Source organism: Streptomyces sp. NPDC003393 (genome assembly GCF_053589015.1).
Map to the genome: position 1 here is coordinate 88,878 of NZ_JBSFRB010000028.1, position 17,063 is coordinate 105,940.

17 protein-coding genes and 1 pseudogene are annotated in these 17,063 nt (G+C 71.9%); 6 read left to right on the forward strand and 12 right to left on the reverse strand.

From position 1 onward, the window contains the following. Window positions 1-882 (forward strand): DUF427 domain-containing protein, encoded by an 882-nt coding sequence (locus ACWDUZ_RS25020; protein WP_451634039.1) that lies wholly within the window; start codon window positions 1-3, stop codon window positions 880-882. Between the two features lie 57 nt (window positions 883-939). Here ACWDUZ_RS25020 and ACWDUZ_RS25025 read toward each other — a convergent pair whose 3' ends face one another. From ACWDUZ_RS25025 to ACWDUZ_RS25055, 7 genes are all read right to left on the reverse strand, one after another. Continuing rightward, window positions 940-1,719 (reverse strand): D-Ala-D-Ala carboxypeptidase family metallohydrolase, encoded by a 780-nt coding sequence (locus ACWDUZ_RS25025; RefSeq protein ID WP_451634040.1) that lies wholly within the window; start codon window positions 1,717-1,719, stop codon window positions 940-942. Between the two features lie 166 nt (window positions 1,720-1,885). Beyond that, window positions 1,886-2,128 (reverse strand): DUF5133 domain-containing protein, encoded by a 243-nt coding sequence (locus ACWDUZ_RS25030; RefSeq protein ID WP_451634041.1) that lies wholly within the window; start codon window positions 2,126-2,128, stop codon window positions 1,886-1,888. 355 nt (window positions 2,129-2,483) lie between these two features. Then, the gene (locus tag ACWDUZ_RS25035) at window positions 2,484-2,747 is read right to left on the reverse strand and encodes a hypothetical protein (RefSeq protein ID WP_451634042.1); all 264 of its coding nucleotides are present in this window, start codon (window positions 2,745-2,747) and stop codon (window positions 2,484-2,486) included. 337 nt (window positions 2,748-3,084) lie between these two features. Beyond that, a complete protein-coding gene (gap, locus tag ACWDUZ_RS25040; protein ID WP_451634043.1) occupies window positions 3,085-4,083 on the reverse strand; it encodes a type I glyceraldehyde-3-phosphate dehydrogenase in 999 nt (332 codons plus the stop codon). A gap of 104 nt (window positions 4,084-4,187) precedes the next feature. Beyond that, window positions 4,188-5,144: a GlxA family transcriptional regulator gene (locus ACWDUZ_RS25045; protein ID WP_451634044.1), complete on the reverse strand. Its 957-nt coding sequence runs from the start codon at window positions 5,142-5,144 to the stop codon at window positions 4,188-4,190. A gap of 105 nt (window positions 5,145-5,249) precedes the next feature. Beyond that, entirely contained in the window at window positions 5,250-5,906 is a 657-nt protein-coding gene (locus ACWDUZ_RS25050) for a TOPRIM nucleotidyl transferase/hydrolase domain-containing protein (protein WP_451634045.1), read from the reverse strand. Window positions 5,907-5,991: 85 nt separating this feature from the next. Next, on the reverse strand, window positions 5,992-6,930 hold the full coding sequence (locus ACWDUZ_RS25055; protein ID WP_451634046.1) for an aldo/keto reductase: 939 nt from the start codon (window positions 6,928-6,930) through the stop codon (window positions 5,992-5,994). A 270-nt stretch (window positions 6,931-7,200) separates the two neighbouring features. Here ACWDUZ_RS25055 and ACWDUZ_RS25060 point away from each other — a divergent pair, with 270 nt between their 5' ends. Continuing rightward, entirely contained in the window at window positions 7,201-7,944 is a 744-nt protein-coding gene (locus tag ACWDUZ_RS25060) for a class I SAM-dependent methyltransferase (protein WP_451634047.1), read from the forward strand. Between the two features lie 67 nt (window positions 7,945-8,011). On the opposite strand, the gene ACWDUZ_RS25065 is transcribed toward ACWDUZ_RS25060, so the two are convergent. From ACWDUZ_RS25065 to ACWDUZ_RS25075, 3 genes are read right to left on the reverse strand one after another with little or no spacing between them, the layout of a single operon-like run. Next, complete coding sequence (locus ACWDUZ_RS25065) at window positions 8,012-8,503, reverse strand: cupin domain-containing protein (protein WP_451634048.1); 492 nt, start codon at window positions 8,501-8,503, stop codon at window positions 8,012-8,014. A gap of 30 nt (window positions 8,504-8,533) precedes the next feature. After that, window positions 8,534-9,265 carry an SDR family oxidoreductase gene (locus ACWDUZ_RS25070; protein WP_451634049.1) on the reverse strand — a complete coding sequence of 244 codons (732 nt, stop codon included), beginning with the start codon at window positions 9,263-9,265 and terminating at the stop codon, window positions 8,534-8,536. A 59-nt stretch (window positions 9,266-9,324) separates the two neighbouring features. Then, complete coding sequence (locus ACWDUZ_RS25075) at window positions 9,325-11,805, reverse strand: SpoIIE family protein phosphatase (RefSeq protein WP_451634050.1); 2,481 nt, start codon at window positions 11,803-11,805, stop codon at window positions 9,325-9,327. Window positions 11,806-12,016: 211 nt separating this feature from the next. Between ACWDUZ_RS25075 and ACWDUZ_RS25080 the strand changes: the two genes are divergently transcribed. Continuing rightward, window positions 12,017-12,913, forward strand: a complete 897-nt coding sequence (locus ACWDUZ_RS25080) for an RNA polymerase sigma-70 factor (RefSeq protein WP_451634051.1) — start codon at window positions 12,017-12,019, stop codon at window positions 12,911-12,913. A 64-nt stretch (window positions 12,914-12,977) separates the two neighbouring features. On the opposite strand, the gene ACWDUZ_RS25085 is transcribed toward ACWDUZ_RS25080, so the two are convergent. Both ACWDUZ_RS25085 and ACWDUZ_RS25090 read right to left on the reverse strand, forming a co-directional pair. Then, on the reverse strand, window positions 12,978-13,751 hold the full coding sequence (locus ACWDUZ_RS25085) for an RNA polymerase subunit sigma (RefSeq protein ID WP_451634052.1): 774 nt from the start codon (window positions 13,749-13,751) through the stop codon (window positions 12,978-12,980). A gap of 197 nt (window positions 13,752-13,948) precedes the next feature. Then, window positions 13,949-14,971: a zinc-binding alcohol dehydrogenase family protein gene (locus ACWDUZ_RS25090; protein ID WP_451634053.1), complete on the reverse strand. Its 1,023-nt coding sequence runs from the start codon at window positions 14,969-14,971 to the stop codon at window positions 13,949-13,951. A gap of 142 nt (window positions 14,972-15,113) precedes the next feature. Here ACWDUZ_RS25090 and ACWDUZ_RS25095 point away from each other — a divergent pair, with 142 nt between their 5' ends. The 3 genes and pseudogenes from ACWDUZ_RS25095 to ACWDUZ_RS25105 form a co-directional block, all read left to right on the forward strand. After that, window positions 15,114-15,920 carry a MerR family transcriptional regulator gene (locus ACWDUZ_RS25095; protein ID WP_451634054.1) on the forward strand — a complete coding sequence of 269 codons (807 nt, stop codon included), beginning with the start codon at window positions 15,114-15,116 and terminating at the stop codon, window positions 15,918-15,920. Window positions 15,921-15,948: 28 nt separating this feature from the next. Further along, window positions 15,949-16,611 carry a hypothetical protein gene (locus ACWDUZ_RS25100; protein ID WP_451634055.1) on the forward strand — a complete coding sequence of 221 codons (663 nt, stop codon included), beginning with the start codon at window positions 15,949-15,951 and terminating at the stop codon, window positions 16,609-16,611. Between the two features lie 198 nt (window positions 16,612-16,809). After that, window positions 16,810-17,063, forward strand: a pseudogene (locus ACWDUZ_RS25105) (hypothetical protein); the annotation flags it as partial.

Consider the following 17,063-nt stretch of genomic DNA (forward strand, 5'->3'; position numbering starts at 1 on the left):
ATGGGACTGTCCTGGCAGCAAGGCCCGCTCTCCACAGGCGCCGTCGGACACTTCCTCACCCCCGAACCCCTGCCCGAGCGGCTGCTGTTCGCCGAGCGGCTGCGCCGCCGCATGCGCGTACGGTTCGGCGGCGCCTGGATCGCCGACAGCGAGAACGTGATCCTGCTCCACGAACCGGGCCGGTACCCCGTCGCCTACTTCCCCCGCGAGGACGTCGACGGGCCGGCCCTGGTCCCGAGCGGCAAGGTCACCCACCACAAGGACCTCGGCGACACCGCCTGGTACGCCGTGCACGCCGGCGACCGCACCACCGAACGCGCCGCCTGGGAGTTCACCGCGCTGCCCGCCCATGCCGCCGCCCTGCGGGGGCGCATCGCCTTCGCCTGGCGCGCGATGGACGCCTTCTACGAGGAGGACGAACGCATCCTGGGACACGCCGCGGACCCGTACCACCGCATCGACATCCGCACCACCTCCCGCACCCTGGAGGTCCGCCTCGGGGACACCGTGATCGCCCGCTCGGAGCACCCCGTCGTGCTGTACGAGTCGGGTTTCGCCCCACGCTGGTACGTCCCGCGCGCCGACATCGACGAGACCCGGCTGCGGCCGGTCGCGGGACAGACCTTCTGCCCCTACAAGGGCCTGTGCGACTACTACGACATCGGCGACGCGCAGCGCGCGGCCTGGTCCTACCGCGACGCCTACCGGGAGGTCGACCGGATCGGCGGTCTGGTGTCGTTCGAAGCGGACAAGGTCGAGGTCCGGCTCGACGGCGAGCGCCTGCACCCCGAGCCCGGCCAGAGCGTCGTGCCGCACGGTGTCGACCGCGGCCTGGACGTCGACGAGGTCGGGGCCGGCCCGGCCGCCACCCCCGCGCCGTAGCCCCGTCGACGACGCAGGGGAGGTGGTGGCCGGGGCGTCCGCGATGGCCGGTCACGGTCACACCACGCCGCTCTCCCACCACCAGGAGCCGGAGCCGTACGAGGGGTACTGGACCCGGCTGTCCACGTGCTGCCACGAGTGCGTGTACGCCTCCAGTCCGGAGAACCCGCAGGTCTCGGCGAGCCGGTACGTCTGGAGGGTGCTGTGCCCGGAGACCACGACGTCGGCCGCGACGCCGTACACGTGCATGCTGTTGGACGCGCCGCCCACCGACGCGTTGTGCGCGACGCTGCGGAAACCGGAGTTGATGGTGACCGCGGAGTTGCCGGCCTTCTTGCGCAGCGCCTCCAGCTTGTACATCAGCCGTCGAACGTTCTCCTTGACCTGGGCGGCGCCCACCTTGCCACCACTGAACCCCGAGCCGTCCTTGGAGTGGAACTCGCTGAAGTCGAAGTGGGCGGTCGAACCGTCGCCGCTCTGAAGGCTGTTGAGCACGCTCTGCGTCTGCGGTCCGACGACACCGTCCGCGGCCAGACCGTAGGCGGACTGGAAGCGCCTGACCGCACCGTCGGTGGCCGGGCCGAAGGCACCGTCCCAGGCGATGTACGTCTTCTGGGCGCTCGCCGCGGCCCAGCCCCCGACGCGGACCTGCAACTCGACCACGTCCGAGCCGGACACGCCCTGCCGGAGCGTACGGGTCCAGCCGTAGGCCGAGGCCCGCCCCGCCGAGCCGAGGTCGACGAACGCCGCCGCGCCCAACACGGCCGTCACTCCCGCCGCGCCCCGCAGCAGTGCGCGGCGCCCCACATTTATCCCCTGGACCTGTGGCTCGTTCATGATCGCTCCCCTCGACCGGGCGGCGGTTGACGCGCGTCACCGTAAGCGCTGTCTTGTCATGAACGCAACGGGTCGAGGGGTGCCGGAGCGGATCCTGGCACAAGGTGCCGTCCGCGCGCGCCGGCACAGCCGCGGGCGGCGACGTCGGACAGACCGGGATCGGCGTTCAGCGCCGAGGCTGCCGTCGCGTCATGGCGTCGGCCAGCTGCCGGCGGGCCACGAACAAGGCCGCGTCCAGCCGGCGGGTGCCGGTGACCACACACAGCGTGTACGCGGCATCCTCGAGCTGGCGGGCGGCGTCCGAACCACCCCCGGACGCCGCCCGCCGGCTGAGCCTCTCACACCGTTCGATCAGCTCCCGCAGGAGCGAAGGATGCGCCACCAGCACCACGGCCGCCTCCGTTCTCACCCACCTGGACCATCCCCCATCCCTCAAAACGGTCGCAGCCGTCGGCCTCCGCCGCACCTCGAGCCGGACGACATACCGTACCCGTGGCAGCCCGGCGTCCGGAGCAGCCATGAACAACGATGGGCGCGACGAGGCGTGTTCGCAGCGGAATCGCCGCACGGATGTCACGCGGCGGCAGCGACGACACCGGAAGAAGCAGGAGCCCGGGGCAAGCAGTAGCGGCCCGTGCGCCGCTCGGCCGGGGCGGTCGCGACACGACGGACCGGCCGCCGGCGCGCCCTGGAGCGGACGCACCGACGGCCGGTCGGATCGCTGTCACCGCCGGCTGGAGACGGTGTCGGCGGCGCTCACCACATCAGCGGTGGCAGTGGCGGTTGTGCGTGGGGTGCCAGACGCGGGTCCGGTAGGCGGCGTGCCAGCGGTGGTGCCGGTCCCGGTACCCCGGGTGCCGCAGCCACGTCCAGTAGCCCGACGCCTGCACGCAGTGGCGCACCGGCCTCGGCGGCTGGTGGTGCTGCGGTGCGGCCGACGCGGTGCCGACCGTGCCGACGACCGCACCGGCGGCCAGGGCCACCGTCGCCGCCCCCAGGGCCGCCGCCTTCTTCAACCCGTTGATCATGTGCAGACCTTTCCGTGTGAGCCGGGGCTGACGCCCCGCCACTCCCCGGACCGGTTCGGCCGGGGACACGGTGATCCTCACTTACCGGCACGGACAAAAGCTCTGAAACCACTGCTTGTTACGAAATGCCAATCAATTTCTCATCGATCTCAAATAGTCATATTTGCCTGTAAATTTTTACAGTCATGGGGAATCGACGGTCCATCGACCAGGCTCGACGAGCGGACGGCACGGGCCGTCCCTGGAACGCCTCCAGGCGCCACGTAGGTCACGTGCCTTCGCGGGGCACCTCTGCCTGGACCGTCCTGTCCGCCCCGGCGTGCAGTGGACGCCCAGGTCAGCGGCCGGCGAGGAGTTCGAGCGTGTCGATCACGCGGTTCGAGAAGCCCCACTCGTTGTCGTACCAGGCGACCACCTTGACATGACGGCCGTCGACGCGGGTGAGGGCCGAGTCGAAGATCGACGAGGCCGGGTTGCCCGTGATGTCCGAGGACACCAGCGGGTCGTCCGAGTACTCCAGGATCCCGGCGAGCGGGCCCTCGGCCGCGGTGCGGTACGCCGCCAGCACGTCGTCGCGCGTCACCTCGCGGGCGACCGTGGTGTTCAGTTCGACGATCGAGCCCACCGGAACCGGAACGCGGATCGAGTCGCCCGACAGCTTGCCGTCGAGGTTCGGCAGCACGAGGCCGATCGCCTTGGCGGCGCCCGTCGTGGTCGGCACGATGTTGACGGCGGCGGCGCGGGCCCGGCGGGCGTCCCGGTGCGGACCGTCCTGAAGGTTCTGCTCCTGCGTGTAGGCGTGCACCGTCGTCATGAACCCGTGCTCGATGCCGGCGAGCTCGTCGAGCACCGCGGCCAGCGGCGCGAGCGCGTTGGTCGTGCACGAGGCGTTCGAGACCACCGTGTGCACGTCCGGGTCGTACGCGTCGGTGTTGACGCCGAAGGCGAGCGTGACGTCGGCTCCGTCCGACGGCGCGCTGACGAGAACCTTCCGCGCGCCCGCGTCGAGGTGGGCGCGGGCCGCCTTCGCCGACGTGAAGCGGCCGGTCGCCTCCAGCACGATGTCCACACCGAGTGCCGCCCACGGCAGCTGCGCCGGTTCGCGCTCGGCGAGCACCTTGATGCGCCGGCCGTCGACGACCAGGGCGTCCCCGTCTACGGTCACCGGGCGGCCGAGCCGTCCGGCCGTCGTGTCGTAGGCGAGCAGCCGGGCCAGGGTGGCGGGTTCGGTGAGGTCGTTGACGGCGACGACCTCCAGGTCGCTGCCGCGCTCGAGCAGCGCGCGCAGCACGTTGCGTCCGATGCGGCCGAATCCGTTGATGGCGATGCGGGTCATGAATGGTCTCCCTTTCGTTCGCGACCAGCGTCGCGCGCGGCGTCCGCCCGGGACAGCGGCGTGATCGCCATGGTTCACAAGGATCGCGCCACACCGGCGACGGGCTACTCGCCCCGGGCGAAGGTGCGCCGGTACTCGCTCGGCGTGGTGCCGAGGATGCGCTGGAAGTGCAGCCGCAGGTTCGCGCCGGTGCCCAGTCCCACGTCGGCGGCGATCTGCTCGACGCTCAGCTGGGAACGTTCCAGCAGTTCACGGGCCACGTCGATACGGGCCCGCATCACCCACTGCATCGGCGTGTACCCGGTGTCCTCGACGAAGCGCCGCGAGAACGTACGCGGCGAGACCGCAGCGTGCCGGGCGAGCGCCTCCAGGGTGAGGGGCCGGCCCAGCCGGCGCAGCGCCCACTCCCGGGTCGCGGCGAACCGCTCGCCCAGCGGCTCGGGCACGCTGCGCGGCACGTACTGCGCCTGACCACCGCTGCGGTAGGGCGCCGCGACCAGGCGCCGGGCCGCGTGGTTGGAGGCGGCCACTCCGAGGTCGCCGCGCAGAATGTGCAGGCACAGGTCGATGCCCGAGGCCGCGCCGGCCGATGTCAGCACGCTGCCCTCGTCGACGAACAGAACGTTCTCGTCGACCCGGACCAGCGGATGCTTCTCGGCGAGCGCCCTGGAGTAGTGCCAGTGCGTCGTGGCGCGCCTGCCGTCGAGCAGGCCGGTCGCCGCGAGGGCGAAGGCGCCCGTCGAGATGGCCGCGAGCCGGGTGCCCCGGGCGTGCGCGGCGATCAGCGCGTCGACGACCGTCCGCGGCGGGTCGTCACGGTCCGGGAAGCGGTAGCCGGGGATGAAGACGATGTCGGCCCATGCGAGTGCGTCCAGGCCGTGCGTGACGTGGTAGGCCAGGCCGTCGCCGCCGGTCACCAGTCCGGGCGTCGCCCCGCACACCCTGACCTCGTAGGGCATGCTCGCGCGGGTCGTGAAAACTTGCGCGGGGATGCCCACATCGAGCGGCTTGGCACCCTCGAGCACGAGCACGGCGACACGATGCAGACGGGAGGACGGCACGAGGGCCAGGATACGAGTGCGGCCGTCCCCGGCCGACCGCGCGGCCTGGAGATCCGTCCTGGACGCCGCCCCTCCGAACGCGCCGATGCCGCCCGGCGCCGATCGTCAGGACAGGTGCGTGAGAAGACGCTCCAGCGGCCGGGGGACGCGCCCGAGGTCCAGCTGCGCGACCAGTGCCCTCGCGTAGAGCGCCTTCCGGCCGCTGTGCGTGCCCATGAAGCGCCGCAGTTGGTGCTCCACCGGCCGTTCCCGCTGTGCCGGCTGGCCCTGGAAGGTCAGGAAGGGGCGGGTCTCGCCCTGGGTGTCGATCACCTGCCGCACGCGTTCGGCACCCAGAGCGCGGATCAGCTCGTCCTCCAGGTCGGCGACGCACACCTGGAACCCGAGTGTCTCCAGTGCGGTGGTCGTGAGAGCGGACCCGAGGCCGACCCGCTCCAGATGACGCCGGAAATGCCGTTCCTCCCCGACGTCGCAGAGACCGGCCAGCGGAAGCCCGAGCCCCGCGGGACCGCACACGTCCAGGAAGCGCCCTATGTTCGTGGCACCGCCCAGCGGTACGACAGCGATGCCCTGCGCGCCGAGGTCGCGTCCGCGGCGCGCGGCCAGCGTCTCGAGCGCGACCTGGTCACTGTGCCCCTCGACGAGTACCGCCGCCCGCACACCGGCGGCCAGCTCCCGCGCCGCCGCGGCGGCCGCACCCGCCCCCGCTCCGCCGGCCGCCCATACGACCAGCGCCTGACCGAATCGCCTCAACTCGTCCACGAGACCTCGCTTCCCCCCGTCATCCTGGCAGGCCGAGATCTCGTACGCACGCGTGTTTTTCAGGTGGCGAGCCCGGGGGAACGGCCTACCGGGCCCCGGCCGGCCGCAGCGCGGTGAGGCGTGTCAGCTCCTCCTGCGTGAGCCGTATCGAGCCGGCAGCCATGTTCTGCGCGAGATGGTCCAGGTCTCCGGTCCCGGGGATCGCCAGCACATGCCGCCCCTGGTGCAGGGTCCAGGCCAGGCGGACCTGCGCGGCGCACACACCGTGGGCGCCGGCCACGGCCCGCACCGCGTCACGGTCACGGCTCGCCCGGTCCGTCTCGCCGTCATGGGCCCGCGGGCCCGCCTCGCCCCCTGAGCCGGCGATCGCGAAGAAGGGGACGAAGGCGAGGCCGAGTTCACCGCAGCGCCGCAGAAGGGCCCGGTCCTCGTCGGACGCGCCGATTCCGTAGGCGTTCTGCACGCACACCACCGGCGCGATGTCGAGGGCCTCGGACAGTTGCCCGGAGGTGACGTTGGAGACCCCGAGGTGTCGGATCAGTCCGGCGTCACGCAGCTCGGCCAGCGCGCCGAAGTGCTCGCCGATCGAGCCGGTCCGCCGGCTCGGCGGCACTCGCAGGTTCACCACGTCCAGGTGGTCGCGGCCGAGTTGGCGCAGATTCTCCTCCACCTGTCCGCGCAACTGCGGGGGTGTGGCCCACCACCAGGCGCCCGAGGGGTCGCGGCCGGGCCAGACCTTGGTCGTGATGACGAGATCCTCGGGGTAGGGGGCCAGCGCCCGATTGATCAGTTCGTTGGCCGACCGCGTCGCCGAGAAGTAGAACGCGGCGGTGTCGATGTGATTGACGCCGAGCTCGACAGCGCACCGGAGTACACCGATCGACGTCTCGCGGTCGCGCGGCACACCGTCGCCGAAGGGTGCGGTACCGGTCAGTCGCATCGCGCCGAAGCCGATGCGGTTGACGGTCAGGTCACCCAGCCGCCACGTGCCGGTGGCGGCTGCGACGTTCGTCGGTGGATGCATGCGAGGGTCTCCTCTTGCGGGTGCGCGGCGGGAAGCAGGAAGCAGGTTCACCCCATGCCGGAGGCAGGCCGGCCCCGGGCATGAGAGGAGCCTCCCCGGCGGATCGGAATCCGCGCCGGGAAGGCTCGCGTACGACAGGAACCTAGCAGGTCGGCCAAGGCGCGCGCGGGCCGGCGCACGCACCCGGGCCGCACCGACCGGCCGACCCGGCAGCCCCGGCCGCGAGAAATCCGCTGGACATCGCACGGGCCGGCGGCGAGTGTCGGGGGAATGCAGCAGGAGAAGATCTGGGACACCGATGCCGCCCGACGCTACGACACGCCCGGGTCCGGCATGTTCGCGCCCGAGGTGCTGGGGCCGGCCGTGGACCGGCTCGCCGAGCTCGCGGACGGCGGCGCGGCGCTCGAGTTCGCCATCGGGACCGGCCGGGTGGCCGTGCCGCTCGCCGAGCGAGGAGTGCCGGTCACCGGCATCGAACTGTCGCCGCCGATGGTGGAGCGACTGCGCACCAAGGCGGACGAGTCGACCCTTCCCGTGGTCGTCGGTGACATGGCGACCACCGCCGCCCCGGGGAAGTACACCCTGGTCTATCTCGTCTACAACACGCTCTCCAACCTGCTCACTCAGGACGAGCAGGTCCAGTGCTTCCGCAACGCGGCCCGTCACCTCACGCCCGGCGGCCGGTTCGTGATCGAGCTGTGGGTTCCGGAACTGCGCAGGCTCCCACCGGGCCGGACGGCCACCGTCTGGCAGTCCGAACCCGGTTACATCGGTCTGGACACCTACGACGTCCTGCGGCAGCACGTGGTGTCGCACCACTTCCACTTCGACGACACCCAGCAGGCACGGTTGCTCCGCAGTCCGCACCGCTACGTCTGGCCCGCGGAGCTGGACCTCATGGCCCGGCTGGCCGGATTCGAGCTGGAGGCGAGGTACGCGGACTGGGACGGCACCGAGTTCACCGCCGAGTCTCGCTCCCACGTCTCCGTCTACCGCATCCCGCCGGCGCCGTAGCGGCCGTCCCCGCATCCGGTGACCCGGCGCGACGATGCCGGCGCTCCCTGCGCCGGGCCGGAGCGGGTCAGGTGCCGGGGCGGGGAGCTCGCAGGTGTCGGCGCCGGGCGAGTTCCTCGTCGTCGACGAGAGTGAGCATCGGCTGGCCCGGCGCGCACATCATGGTGACGAGGAAACGGCTCCAGGAGTCCGTCCGGTTGTTCCCGTCCTGGTAGTGGATGACGTCGCCGCCCGGCTCCCAGAAGGTCTCCCCCGCCTTGATCACCCGTTCCGGCTCGCCCTCCAGCTCGAAGAGCATCTCCCCTTCCAGCATGTAGCCGAACGCGGGCCCCGAGTGCCGGTGCGGCGGGGTGCCGGGGTCGCCGGGAGGGAACTGGACGAGGACGGTCATCGCCTCGGCCCCCTCCGGGACGAACGGCGGCTTCACCGACTGCAACGTGGTGAGTGCCGTCTTCCACGCGGCCGAACGCGGCCGGTGCTCGGTGTTCCCCGCGCCCGCGCTGCCGTCCGTGCCTTCCGCGCTCCCCGCGCCGCCTGCGGCCGGTTCCTTGTTCGCCATGATGGTGCCTCCGTGAGCGGGCGCGATGACCTAGGACAGCCAGTCGGCGTAGTGGGTGGGGGCGATGCGGGCGTCGCCTTTGGGGGTGAGGACGTCGCCGGGCACGGCGGCGAACATGCCGGCCGTGTCGTCGGTGACGACCGTGCGACCGTCCGGGTGGGCCTCCAGGGTGATCCGGCCGAGTTCGTCGAGGGTGAAGACGTCAGGCCCTGCGACCTCCAGGGTGCCGTTCAACGGGGCACCCAGTGCGACGTCGGCGACGGTGTCGGAGACGTCCCGGGCGGCGATCGGCTGGATCGGCGTGGCGGGCAGGCGGACGGTGTCGCCTTCGGTGGTCCAGGACAGAACCGCGTCCATGAACTCCATGAACTGGGTGGCGCGGACGATGGAGTACGGGATCCCCCCGGCCTTGAGAATGTCCTCCTGCAGGGCCTTGGCCTGGTAGTAGACGAGGCCGGGCACCTGGTCGGTGCCGACGATCGAGAGGATGACGACGTGGCCCGTGCCGCCCTTCCGGCAGGCCGCCAGGAGGTTGTCCATGGAGGTCCGGAAGAATGCGGTTGAGGCGTCGTCGAAGGTCGGGGAGTTCGTCAGGTTGACGACGACGCCGGCTCCGGCCACCGCCTCCTCCAGGCCCTGGCCGGTGATCACGTCGACACCGGTGGACATCGAGTGGGGTACGGCCTCGTGTCCGGCCGCGTTCAGCTTCTTCACGACCTGCGACCCGATCAAGCCGGTGCCGCCGATCACTGCGCACTTCATACGGGCGCCTCCCATCGCGAACCACTGGTCATGTGGTCATGGGTCCAGACTGCGACGGCTCAGAGCGCGGCGCACGCCGCGTCGGCGTGCGCCGGTGTGCCGGCCGGGTCCTCCTCGGCCCAGACGACCTTGCCGCCCGACACCCAGCGGGCGCCCCATCGGCGGGACAGCTGAGAGACCAGGAACAGGCCGCGGCCGTGCTCGTCGACGGCGCGGGCGCGGCGCACCCGTGGCGAACCGACGTCGGCATCGAACACTTCGCAGGTCAGCACCTGATGTTGGATCAGGCGAAGCACGATCGGGCCGGTGCTGTGCCGCACGGCGTTGGTGACCAGTTCACTGACGATCAGCTGCGTGGAGTCCACGAGACGGTCCAGACCCCAAGCGGCCAGCTGGTCGGCCGCCCTGTGCCGGGCGGTGCGGACAGCCCTCTGGTCGTCGGGCAGCGTCCAGGAGGCGACCTGCGTGGGCCGCAGTGAGCGGGTCCGCACCAGGAGCAGGGTGACGTCGTCGGACGGCGCCTGACCCGGGCACCCCTCCGTCGCGTCGGTGCACAGTTCTTCCAGCGGGCGGTCCGGCTGTGCCAGGGCGTCGCCCAGACGGCGCATGCCCACGTCGATGTCGTGGTGGCGGGACTCGACCAGTCCGTCCGTGTACAGCGCGAGGAGAGTGCCCTCGGGCAGTTCCAGCTCTACGGCCTCGAACGGCATCCCCAGCCCGACCCCCAGCGGGCTTCCGGCGGGCAGGTCGGGGAAGGTGACGTGGCCCTGCGGATCGACGATCCCGGGCGGGAGGTGTCCGGCCCGCGCCATGGTGCACCGGCGGGTGACCGGGTCGTAGACGGCGTACAGACAGGTGGCGCCCACGACCCCGTGGAGCTGGTCCGAGGTGTCGGCGTCCTCCTCGGCCAGCCGCTGCACCGTGTCGTCGAGGTGGGCCAGCAGCTCGTCGGGCGGCAGCTCCATGTGGGCGAGCGTGTGAACGGCCGTACGCAGCCTGCCCATCGTCGCGGCGGCGTTGATGCCGTGTCCCACGACATCGCCGACCACGAGGGCGACCCGGGCGCCGGACAGAGGGATGACGTCGTACCAGTCGCCTCCGACACCGCTGTGGGCGTCGGCGGGCAGGTAGCGCGAGACGGCCTCGACCGCCGCTCCTCCCCTCAGCCGGTGCGGGAGCAGGTTGCGCTGGAGCGCGAGTGCCGCGGTCTGCTCGCGCGCGTACTGGCGCGCGTTGTCCAGCGCCAGCGCGGCCCGGCTGACGAGTTCCTCGGCCAGTAGCAGGTCGAACTCCTGGAACGGCACGGGGTCCTCGGTGCGGATGAACATCGCCACGCCCAGCAGGGTCCGCTGGGCGCGGATGGGGACGATCATCAGGGAGTGCATGCCGTTGTCATGGATCGTCCGTGCCCGGAGCGGATCCTGGTCGGTCCAGGCGCCCGGAGCGGTGTCCAGGACCGGCTGCAGGTGGGAACTGCCGGTGCGCACGACCTCGGCGAAGGGTGAGGCGGGCGGCACGGGCACCGGCTCACCACGGCCCCAGGGGGACTCCGGGATCCCTTCGCGGATCGAGGCCAGGCCGACACGCCGGAACGCGGGCCGGTGCGCGCCCGCCGGGCCGGCGTGGACCGGAGGCACGTCGCCGAACGGGATCGACTGATCGAGGTCGACCGCGGCGTAGTCGGCGAGCAGGGGCACGGCCAGATCGGCCAGCTCCTGACTGGTCTGCGTCGCGTCCAGGCTGCGGCCCAGGCGTGCGCCGCCCTGGCTGAGGATGGCCAGGCGCTCGCGGGCACGCCGGGTCTCGGTGGCGTCGACGCTGATGGTGCACACCCCCAGCGTCTGCCCGTCGGCTCCCAGGAGACAGAAGAACGAACCCGCGAACGTGTGCTCCCGGCGCGGGCCCGTCGGCAGCCACCGGCTGAACTCGTGGACCGTGGCCGTCCCGCTCCGCAGCACCTCCGTCATCACGGCCTCCAACGCTTCGCCCTTGGCTCCGGGCCACACTTCGGTGAGCCGGCGTCCGAGCCGCCGCTCACGGCGAATGCCGTCATGGCTCTCCGTCGTGTCGTTGACCCAGGTGCAGCGCAGCTGCCGGTCGCGCACGACGATGCCGACGGGCGCGCGGGTGAGCAGCGACTCGCGCACCGACCCGTTCATCACCTCCCCGGACAGCGCGCCGACGTCGGTCACGGACGCCAGCCACCGCACTGACCCGTCCGGCCCCCACACCATCGAGATGCGCAGGCTGACGTCGAGTATCCGGCCGTCCCGGTGTCGCAGCGCCGTGGTGCCCGACCAATCGTGCCCGGCACGGCACTCCTCGATGAACGCCGCGATCGCCGGCGCCCCCTTCGGGGACGGCAGGACGAACGCGGCCGACCGGCCCACCACCTCCCGGGCGGAGTACCCCACCAGCCCCTCGGCGGCCCGCGTCCAGGCGACCACCGTCCCCCGCTCGTCGAGCATCGCGATCGCCGCCGCGGCCGACTCGCACACATGGCTGTGATGGCTGAGCGTGACATTGTCAGTGCTGATCATGGAACTGCCCTCGGTGAGTGGTGGAGAAGCGGTATTTGGTGCACCGAGGTGCGAACCGCCACATCGCTTTTCAGATGAATTGACCGAATAGCCCGTCGATGTGTGACAGGGGCGGAGGGGCGCCGCCCACGGCATCGCCGCGTCAGGAGGCACCCGCGCGCGTTGCCCTGGGGCGGCTTGTAGCATGGTGATCCGAAGTTGGAGGGCGGGTATGTACGCCGGTGGTGAGGCAGAGTCCCTGGACCGGGCCACGCGGGATTTCATCGCGGCGCGTCCCCGACTGTTCGGCATCGCCTACCGCATACTCGGCAGCACGACGGAGGCCGAGGACATCGTGCAGGACGCGTGGCTGCGCTGGCAGAACACCGACCGCGCCGGCATCCACGAGCCGACGGCGTTCCTGACGACGGTCACCACCCGTCTTGCCATCAACCACGCGCAGTCCGCCAGGGTGCGGCGCGAGTCGTACATCGGGCCGTGGCTTCCGGAGCCGGTCGACACCAGCGGGGACCCGCACCTGGGCGCGGAACGCGCGGAGGCGCTCGACCTGGCGGTGCTCTTCCTCCTGGAGAAGCTGAACCCCGTGGAGCGGGCCGCCTACGTGCTCCGGGAGGCGTTCGACTACCCGTACAAGCAGGTCGCGGAGATCCTGGAGACGAGCCAGGCCAACACGCGCCAGCTGGTGAGCCGGGCCCGGAAGCATCTGTCGTCGCAGCGCAAGGAGCCGGTCAGCTCCTCCGCGCACCGGCGCCTGCTGGAGGCGTTCGTCGCCGCCGCGCGGACCGGCGACCTCTCGGCGCTGGAGGGCGTTCTCACGGCGGACGTGGTCAGTTACGCCGACGGCGGAGGGATGCGCGGGGCGAGCAGGATCCCGGTCGTCGGGCGTCCGCACGTCTCCAAGTACGTCACCGCCTTCGCCCCGCGTTTCTGGCCCGACAGGGACGTGCGCTGGGTCGAGGCCAACGGCATGCCCGCCGCCCTCGTCTCGGAGGGTGGCACCCCGGTGGCTCTGCTGTCCGTCGAGGTGTCGGCACAGGGCATCGAACGCCTGCTCTGGGTGCTCAATCCCGCGAAACTCGCCGCCTACGCGGCCTCGTCGGGCGGTTGAGGGCCGCACGCCCACGCGTTCCTCGGTCGCCGCGAAGCTCTGTCGCGAACAGGCCCACGGGCTGTCACCGGGGCGTGGACGGCGGGCCGGCCAGGGGCGACGGCCGATTCCAGGAGCGCAGTTTGTCGGGGTTGAGGACGACCCAGACCAGTGCGATGCGGTGGTCGTCGATGTCGAGGACGACGACGGCGGCGACCTGATGCCGGTAGCGGGCCACGAGGCCGGTGCGCCCGTTGACGGGGTGGGTGGTCAGGACGGTGTGCGGGCGGTGCGCCAGGAGCGTCAGCAGGCTGTGGGCGACCTCCCGGCTGCCGTGGACCGGTCCGATCAGCGCCCGGACCTTGCCGCCGCCGTCGAAGAACGCCGTGACGTCCGGACGCAGCAGCGACACGAGCAGTTCCGCGTCGTCGCTCTCGCAGGCCTGGCGGACGGAGCGGGCGAGGGCGTCGTGCTCTTCGGGGGTCGCGGGACCTGAGTGCCGTAGGCGGAGCATGCGGCGGGCGCCTTCGGCGGGGCCGGCACGCTCCGGCCGTGTGTCCGCCATGAGGTCGGCGACCGTGCCGGGGGCCGCCTCGACGACGTCATCGCAAACGGACTCCGACCGGCCGGGCGGGGAGCGCCGGCTCAGGCAGATCCCTCCCGCGGTGTTCGCGAGCCATGAACGGGGAGCGTTGATCCGTCGACGGGCGCCCTCGGGCAGCCCGTACCACCGGCGATAGGTCTCCTCCACGACGCTCTCCGCCTCGCCGGGACGGTCCAGCATGCGGCGGGCGACTTCCAGCAGACACCGGCGCTCGTCCAGCAGTTCGGCGATCGGTACCGCGTCACCGTGTTCCATGCGCCGTTCCCCCTCCCCCAGTGTGTCTTCGTGCACTGCCGGTTGTCGGATAGACCGGGGAGCAGCGGGTTCTGTGACACCTCGGCGCATGTCCGCGCACCCGACCGGCCGGATCCTCGCGCGTTCCCCGTCCTCCTCGTCACCAGGGCCGGTGAACGCGCCCTCGTCACCGGGCCCGGTGAACGCGTCCGCGGACGTCACGGTCGCACGCGGAGCACCGCGACGCCGTTGACACGGTCCGCGGACAGGTCGTCGAGCGCACGGTCCGCCTCGTCGAAGCCGTACGCCGTGACCGAGACCCGCAGGCGCTGCTCCGAGGCGAGGGCGAACAGGGCGCGCCCGTCGTCGCGCGTGTTGGCGGTGACGCTGCGGAGGGTCCGCTCGCGGAAGAGGTGCCGCTGGTAGTCCAGCGTGGGGATGTCGGTCAGATGGATACCGGCGATGCTGAGCGTGCCGCCGCCGGCCAACGCCTGGAGAGCGACGGGGACCACATCGCCGACGGGGGCGAAGAGGATCGCCGCGTCCAGCGGCTGCGGCGGCGGTGCGTAGGTGTCGGACGCCGAGGCCGCACCCAGGGACAGGGCGAGTTCCCGGGCGGCCGGTGCCCGGGTGAACACGTGGACGGTGGCGCCCCGGCCGAGGGCCACCTGCGCGGTGAGGTGTGCGGAGGCCCCGAAGCCGTAGATCCCGAGCCGGCCGCCCGGGGGCAGTTCGGCACGGCACAGGGCCCGGTAACCGATGATGCCCGCGCACAGCAGCGGGGCCAGCTCCTCCTCGGTGTACCCCCGCGGCAGCTCGTAGGCGTACGCGGCGGGAACGGTGGTGTACTCCGCGTAGCCCCCGTCGGCGTCCCAGCCCGTGTAACGCGAGGACGGGCACAGGTTCTCCTGCCCGCGGCGGCAGTACACGCACTCCTCGCACGTCCGGCGCAGCCACGGAATCCCGACCCGGGCGCCGATCCCGGGCCCGGTGGCCGCCCGCCCCGCCGCGACGACCTCGCCCACCGTCTCGTGCCCGGGCACGACCCGCTCACGGTGTGCGGGCAGGTCGCCGTCCCGCACGTGGAGGTCGGTCCGGCACACCCCGCACACGGCCACCCGCACCAGCAGTTCGTCGTCCTCGGGCGCCGGGACGGGCAGTACGACGGACTCGATCGTCCCGGGGTGGGCGGCGCAGGCCACCCAGGCCCGCATCGATGCCGGAAGCGTTGTCGCAGCCATGGAAGACACCTCCCTCCCATTCCATCAGACCGCTCCTCTTGCCGCTGGTCGAGGCGTCGGCGGTCCAGGATCCGTTCCGGCGGATCGAGCCCGGCCCCTCCTCGCTCGGCCTTGTCGCAGCGGCAACGTTTCTACCGGGCACATGCGTATCGGAGAGCTCGCCGCGATCGCCGGCGTCACCACCCGCACCGTGCGGCACTACCACCGCATCGGCCTGCTGCCCGAACCCGAACGGCAATCCAACGGCTACCGTGAGTACGGACTGCGCGACGCCGTCGAGCTGGCCCGCGTGCGCAGGCTCACCGAGCTCGGACTGACCCTCGACGAGGTCCGCGACGCGCTCGCCGACGACGCGGGCAAGGACCTGCGCGAGATCCTCGCCGAACTCGACGCCGACCCGGCCCGCCAGGAGGAGGCGATCGGACGGCGCCGCGGCCCGTCTCGCCGGGCTGTTGCGGCGCGCGGACGCGGGCGGCCTGCCGAGGGCCCGGTCTCCGCGGAACTCGCCGCCGTCTTCGACGACATGGCCCGTGCCTCCGCCGCACGCCCCGGCCCGGAGCCCGCCATGGCCGCCATGGCCGCCAAGGAGCGAGAGCTGCTCGCCCTGCTGCACTCGACCGCCGGCGCGGGCCACCGCTACTGGCTCCTGGCGATGATGCGGGCACTGAGCACCGACGAGGACGCGATGGCGCGGGCGTACGAGATCTACGCCGGTCTGGACGAGCTCGCCGACGCCTCACCCACCGACCCGCGCGTTCCGGAGCCGGCCCGGACCATCGCCGACAGCATGCCGCACGAGGTCGCCCGGTCCGCGGCCGAGGGCGCCTCCCGCACCGGGGACGGGTGCGGAGGGGGATTCGCCGACGCGTTCTTCGCGGACTTCCCGCCCGCGCAGGCGGAGGTCCTGCGCCGCGCGACGGCCCTGCTCCAGGAGCGGGGGGCACGGTGAACGCGTCGCGCAGGATCGTCCGCACGGCGTGGGCCCCGAAGACCTCGCGGTGCGCTACGCGGCGAACCAGGCCGCCGTGATCTACGGCTTCCTGTTCGTCTCGATCGTCGAGACGGTGGCGCTGGCGGTGCTCATCCCCTGGCCGGTCGCGCACTTCGTCTTCCTGGTGATGGACGTCTGGGGCTGCTACTTCGTCATCGCGGTGCACATCTCCTGCGTCGTACGCCCCCACGTCGTGACCGCCGACGGCTCCCTGCGCGTGCGCTACGGCGTACTGCTGGACGTCGACGTTCCGGCTCAGCTCGTCGCCCGTGCCCGCGTCGAGCGCCGCATCGTCGGCGGCGGCGGCTTCGCGCAGGTGCGCGACGACGGCTCGTTGGACCTGTCGGTGGGCGGGCAGACCACGGTCACGGTGGAGCTCTCCGAGCCGGTGCGGTTCGTACGCCCGCTGGGCAGGGAGGCCGAGGCGCGGGTACTGCGCTTCTACGCCGACGATCCGCGACGGCTGTGGCCGCGCTGTCCCGGCGTACGCGGCACCCGGACGACACTCCGCACACCTCCGAGGCATCGCCGTCGCCGAATGTCAAGCAGCAACACGCCGAACATCCTGGTGGGTTCTCGCTGCCGCACGAGTGAGAGGGCGTCAGAAGATCACCTGCAAGGCCTAATAGTCAGTCAATCTGCTAAGTAGCTGCGTCCATTTGATGTTCCGTCAGTTCGACCGAACCTGGTGTGCGGGCGCTTCGGATACCCCGATCGGCCTACCAGAGGCAGTAGGTACGATCTGCCCGAAATGACAGCTTCCGTGGGTGTCAGTACGTTCGATCACACACCGGCTGCGAAGTCGGTCTCTCTCTGACTCTGAGACAGGAAGCAGTGCACCATGATCATGACTCGTTCTCACGCGATCGCCGCGGGCGTCGCGGCCGCCGCGGCCCTGGCCGCGACCGGCATCACCTACGCCACGGCCGCCCCGGCGCCCCAGGCGGCCCCGGCCGCCCAGGGCGCTCCGGCCGCCGCCGTCCAGCAGGCCCCCCTCCAGGCCCCCATGGGCGGCGAGAGCGGAAACAACAACAGCAAGGGCAACGAAGGCAACAACAACGACCACGGCAACCGCGGCGGTGGCGGCGGCGGCCACTACCG

Coding starts and splice junctions, on each gene's coding strand:
- ACWDUZ_RS25020 (WP_451634039.1), top strand. CDS start 1: ATGGGACTGTCCTGGCAGCAAGGCCCGCTCTCCACAGGCGCCGTCGGA.
- ACWDUZ_RS25025 (WP_451634040.1), bottom strand. CDS start 1,719: ATGAACGAGCCACAGGTCCAGGGGATAAATGTGGGGCGCCGCGCACTG.
- ACWDUZ_RS25035 (WP_451634042.1), bottom strand. CDS start 2,747: ATGATCAACGGGTTGAAGAAGGCGGCGGCCCTGGGGGCGGCGACGGTG.
- gap (WP_451634043.1), bottom strand. CDS start 4,083: ATGACCCGCATCGCCATCAACGGATTCGGCCGCATCGGACGCAACGTG.
- ACWDUZ_RS25055 (WP_451634046.1), bottom strand. CDS start 6,930: ATGCATCCACCGACGAACGTCGCAGCCGCCACCGGCACGTGGCGGCTG.
- ACWDUZ_RS25060 (WP_451634047.1), top strand. CDS start 7,201: ATGCAGCAGGAGAAGATCTGGGACACCGATGCCGCCCGACGCTACGAC.
- ACWDUZ_RS25065 (WP_451634048.1), bottom strand. CDS start 8,503: ATGGCGAACAAGGAACCGGCCGCAGGCGGCGCGGGGAGCGCGGAAGGC.
- ACWDUZ_RS25070 (WP_451634049.1), bottom strand. CDS start 9,265: ATGAAGTGCGCAGTGATCGGCGGCACCGGCTTGATCGGGTCGCAGGTC.
- ACWDUZ_RS25075 (WP_451634050.1), bottom strand. CDS start 11,805: ATGATCAGCACTGACAATGTCACGCTCAGCCATCACAGCCATGTGTGC.
- ACWDUZ_RS25080 (WP_451634051.1), top strand. CDS start 12,017: ATGTACGCCGGTGGTGAGGCAGAGTCCCTGGACCGGGCCACGCGGGAT.
- ACWDUZ_RS25085 (WP_451634052.1), bottom strand. CDS start 13,751: ATGGAACACGGTGACGCGGTACCGATCGCCGAACTGCTGGACGAGCGC.
- ACWDUZ_RS25090 (WP_451634053.1), bottom strand. CDS start 14,971: ATGGCTGCGACAACGCTTCCGGCATCGATGCGGGCCTGGGTGGCCTGC.
- ACWDUZ_RS25095 (WP_451634054.1), top strand. CDS start 15,114: ATGCGTATCGGAGAGCTCGCCGCGATCGCCGGCGTCACCACCCGCACC.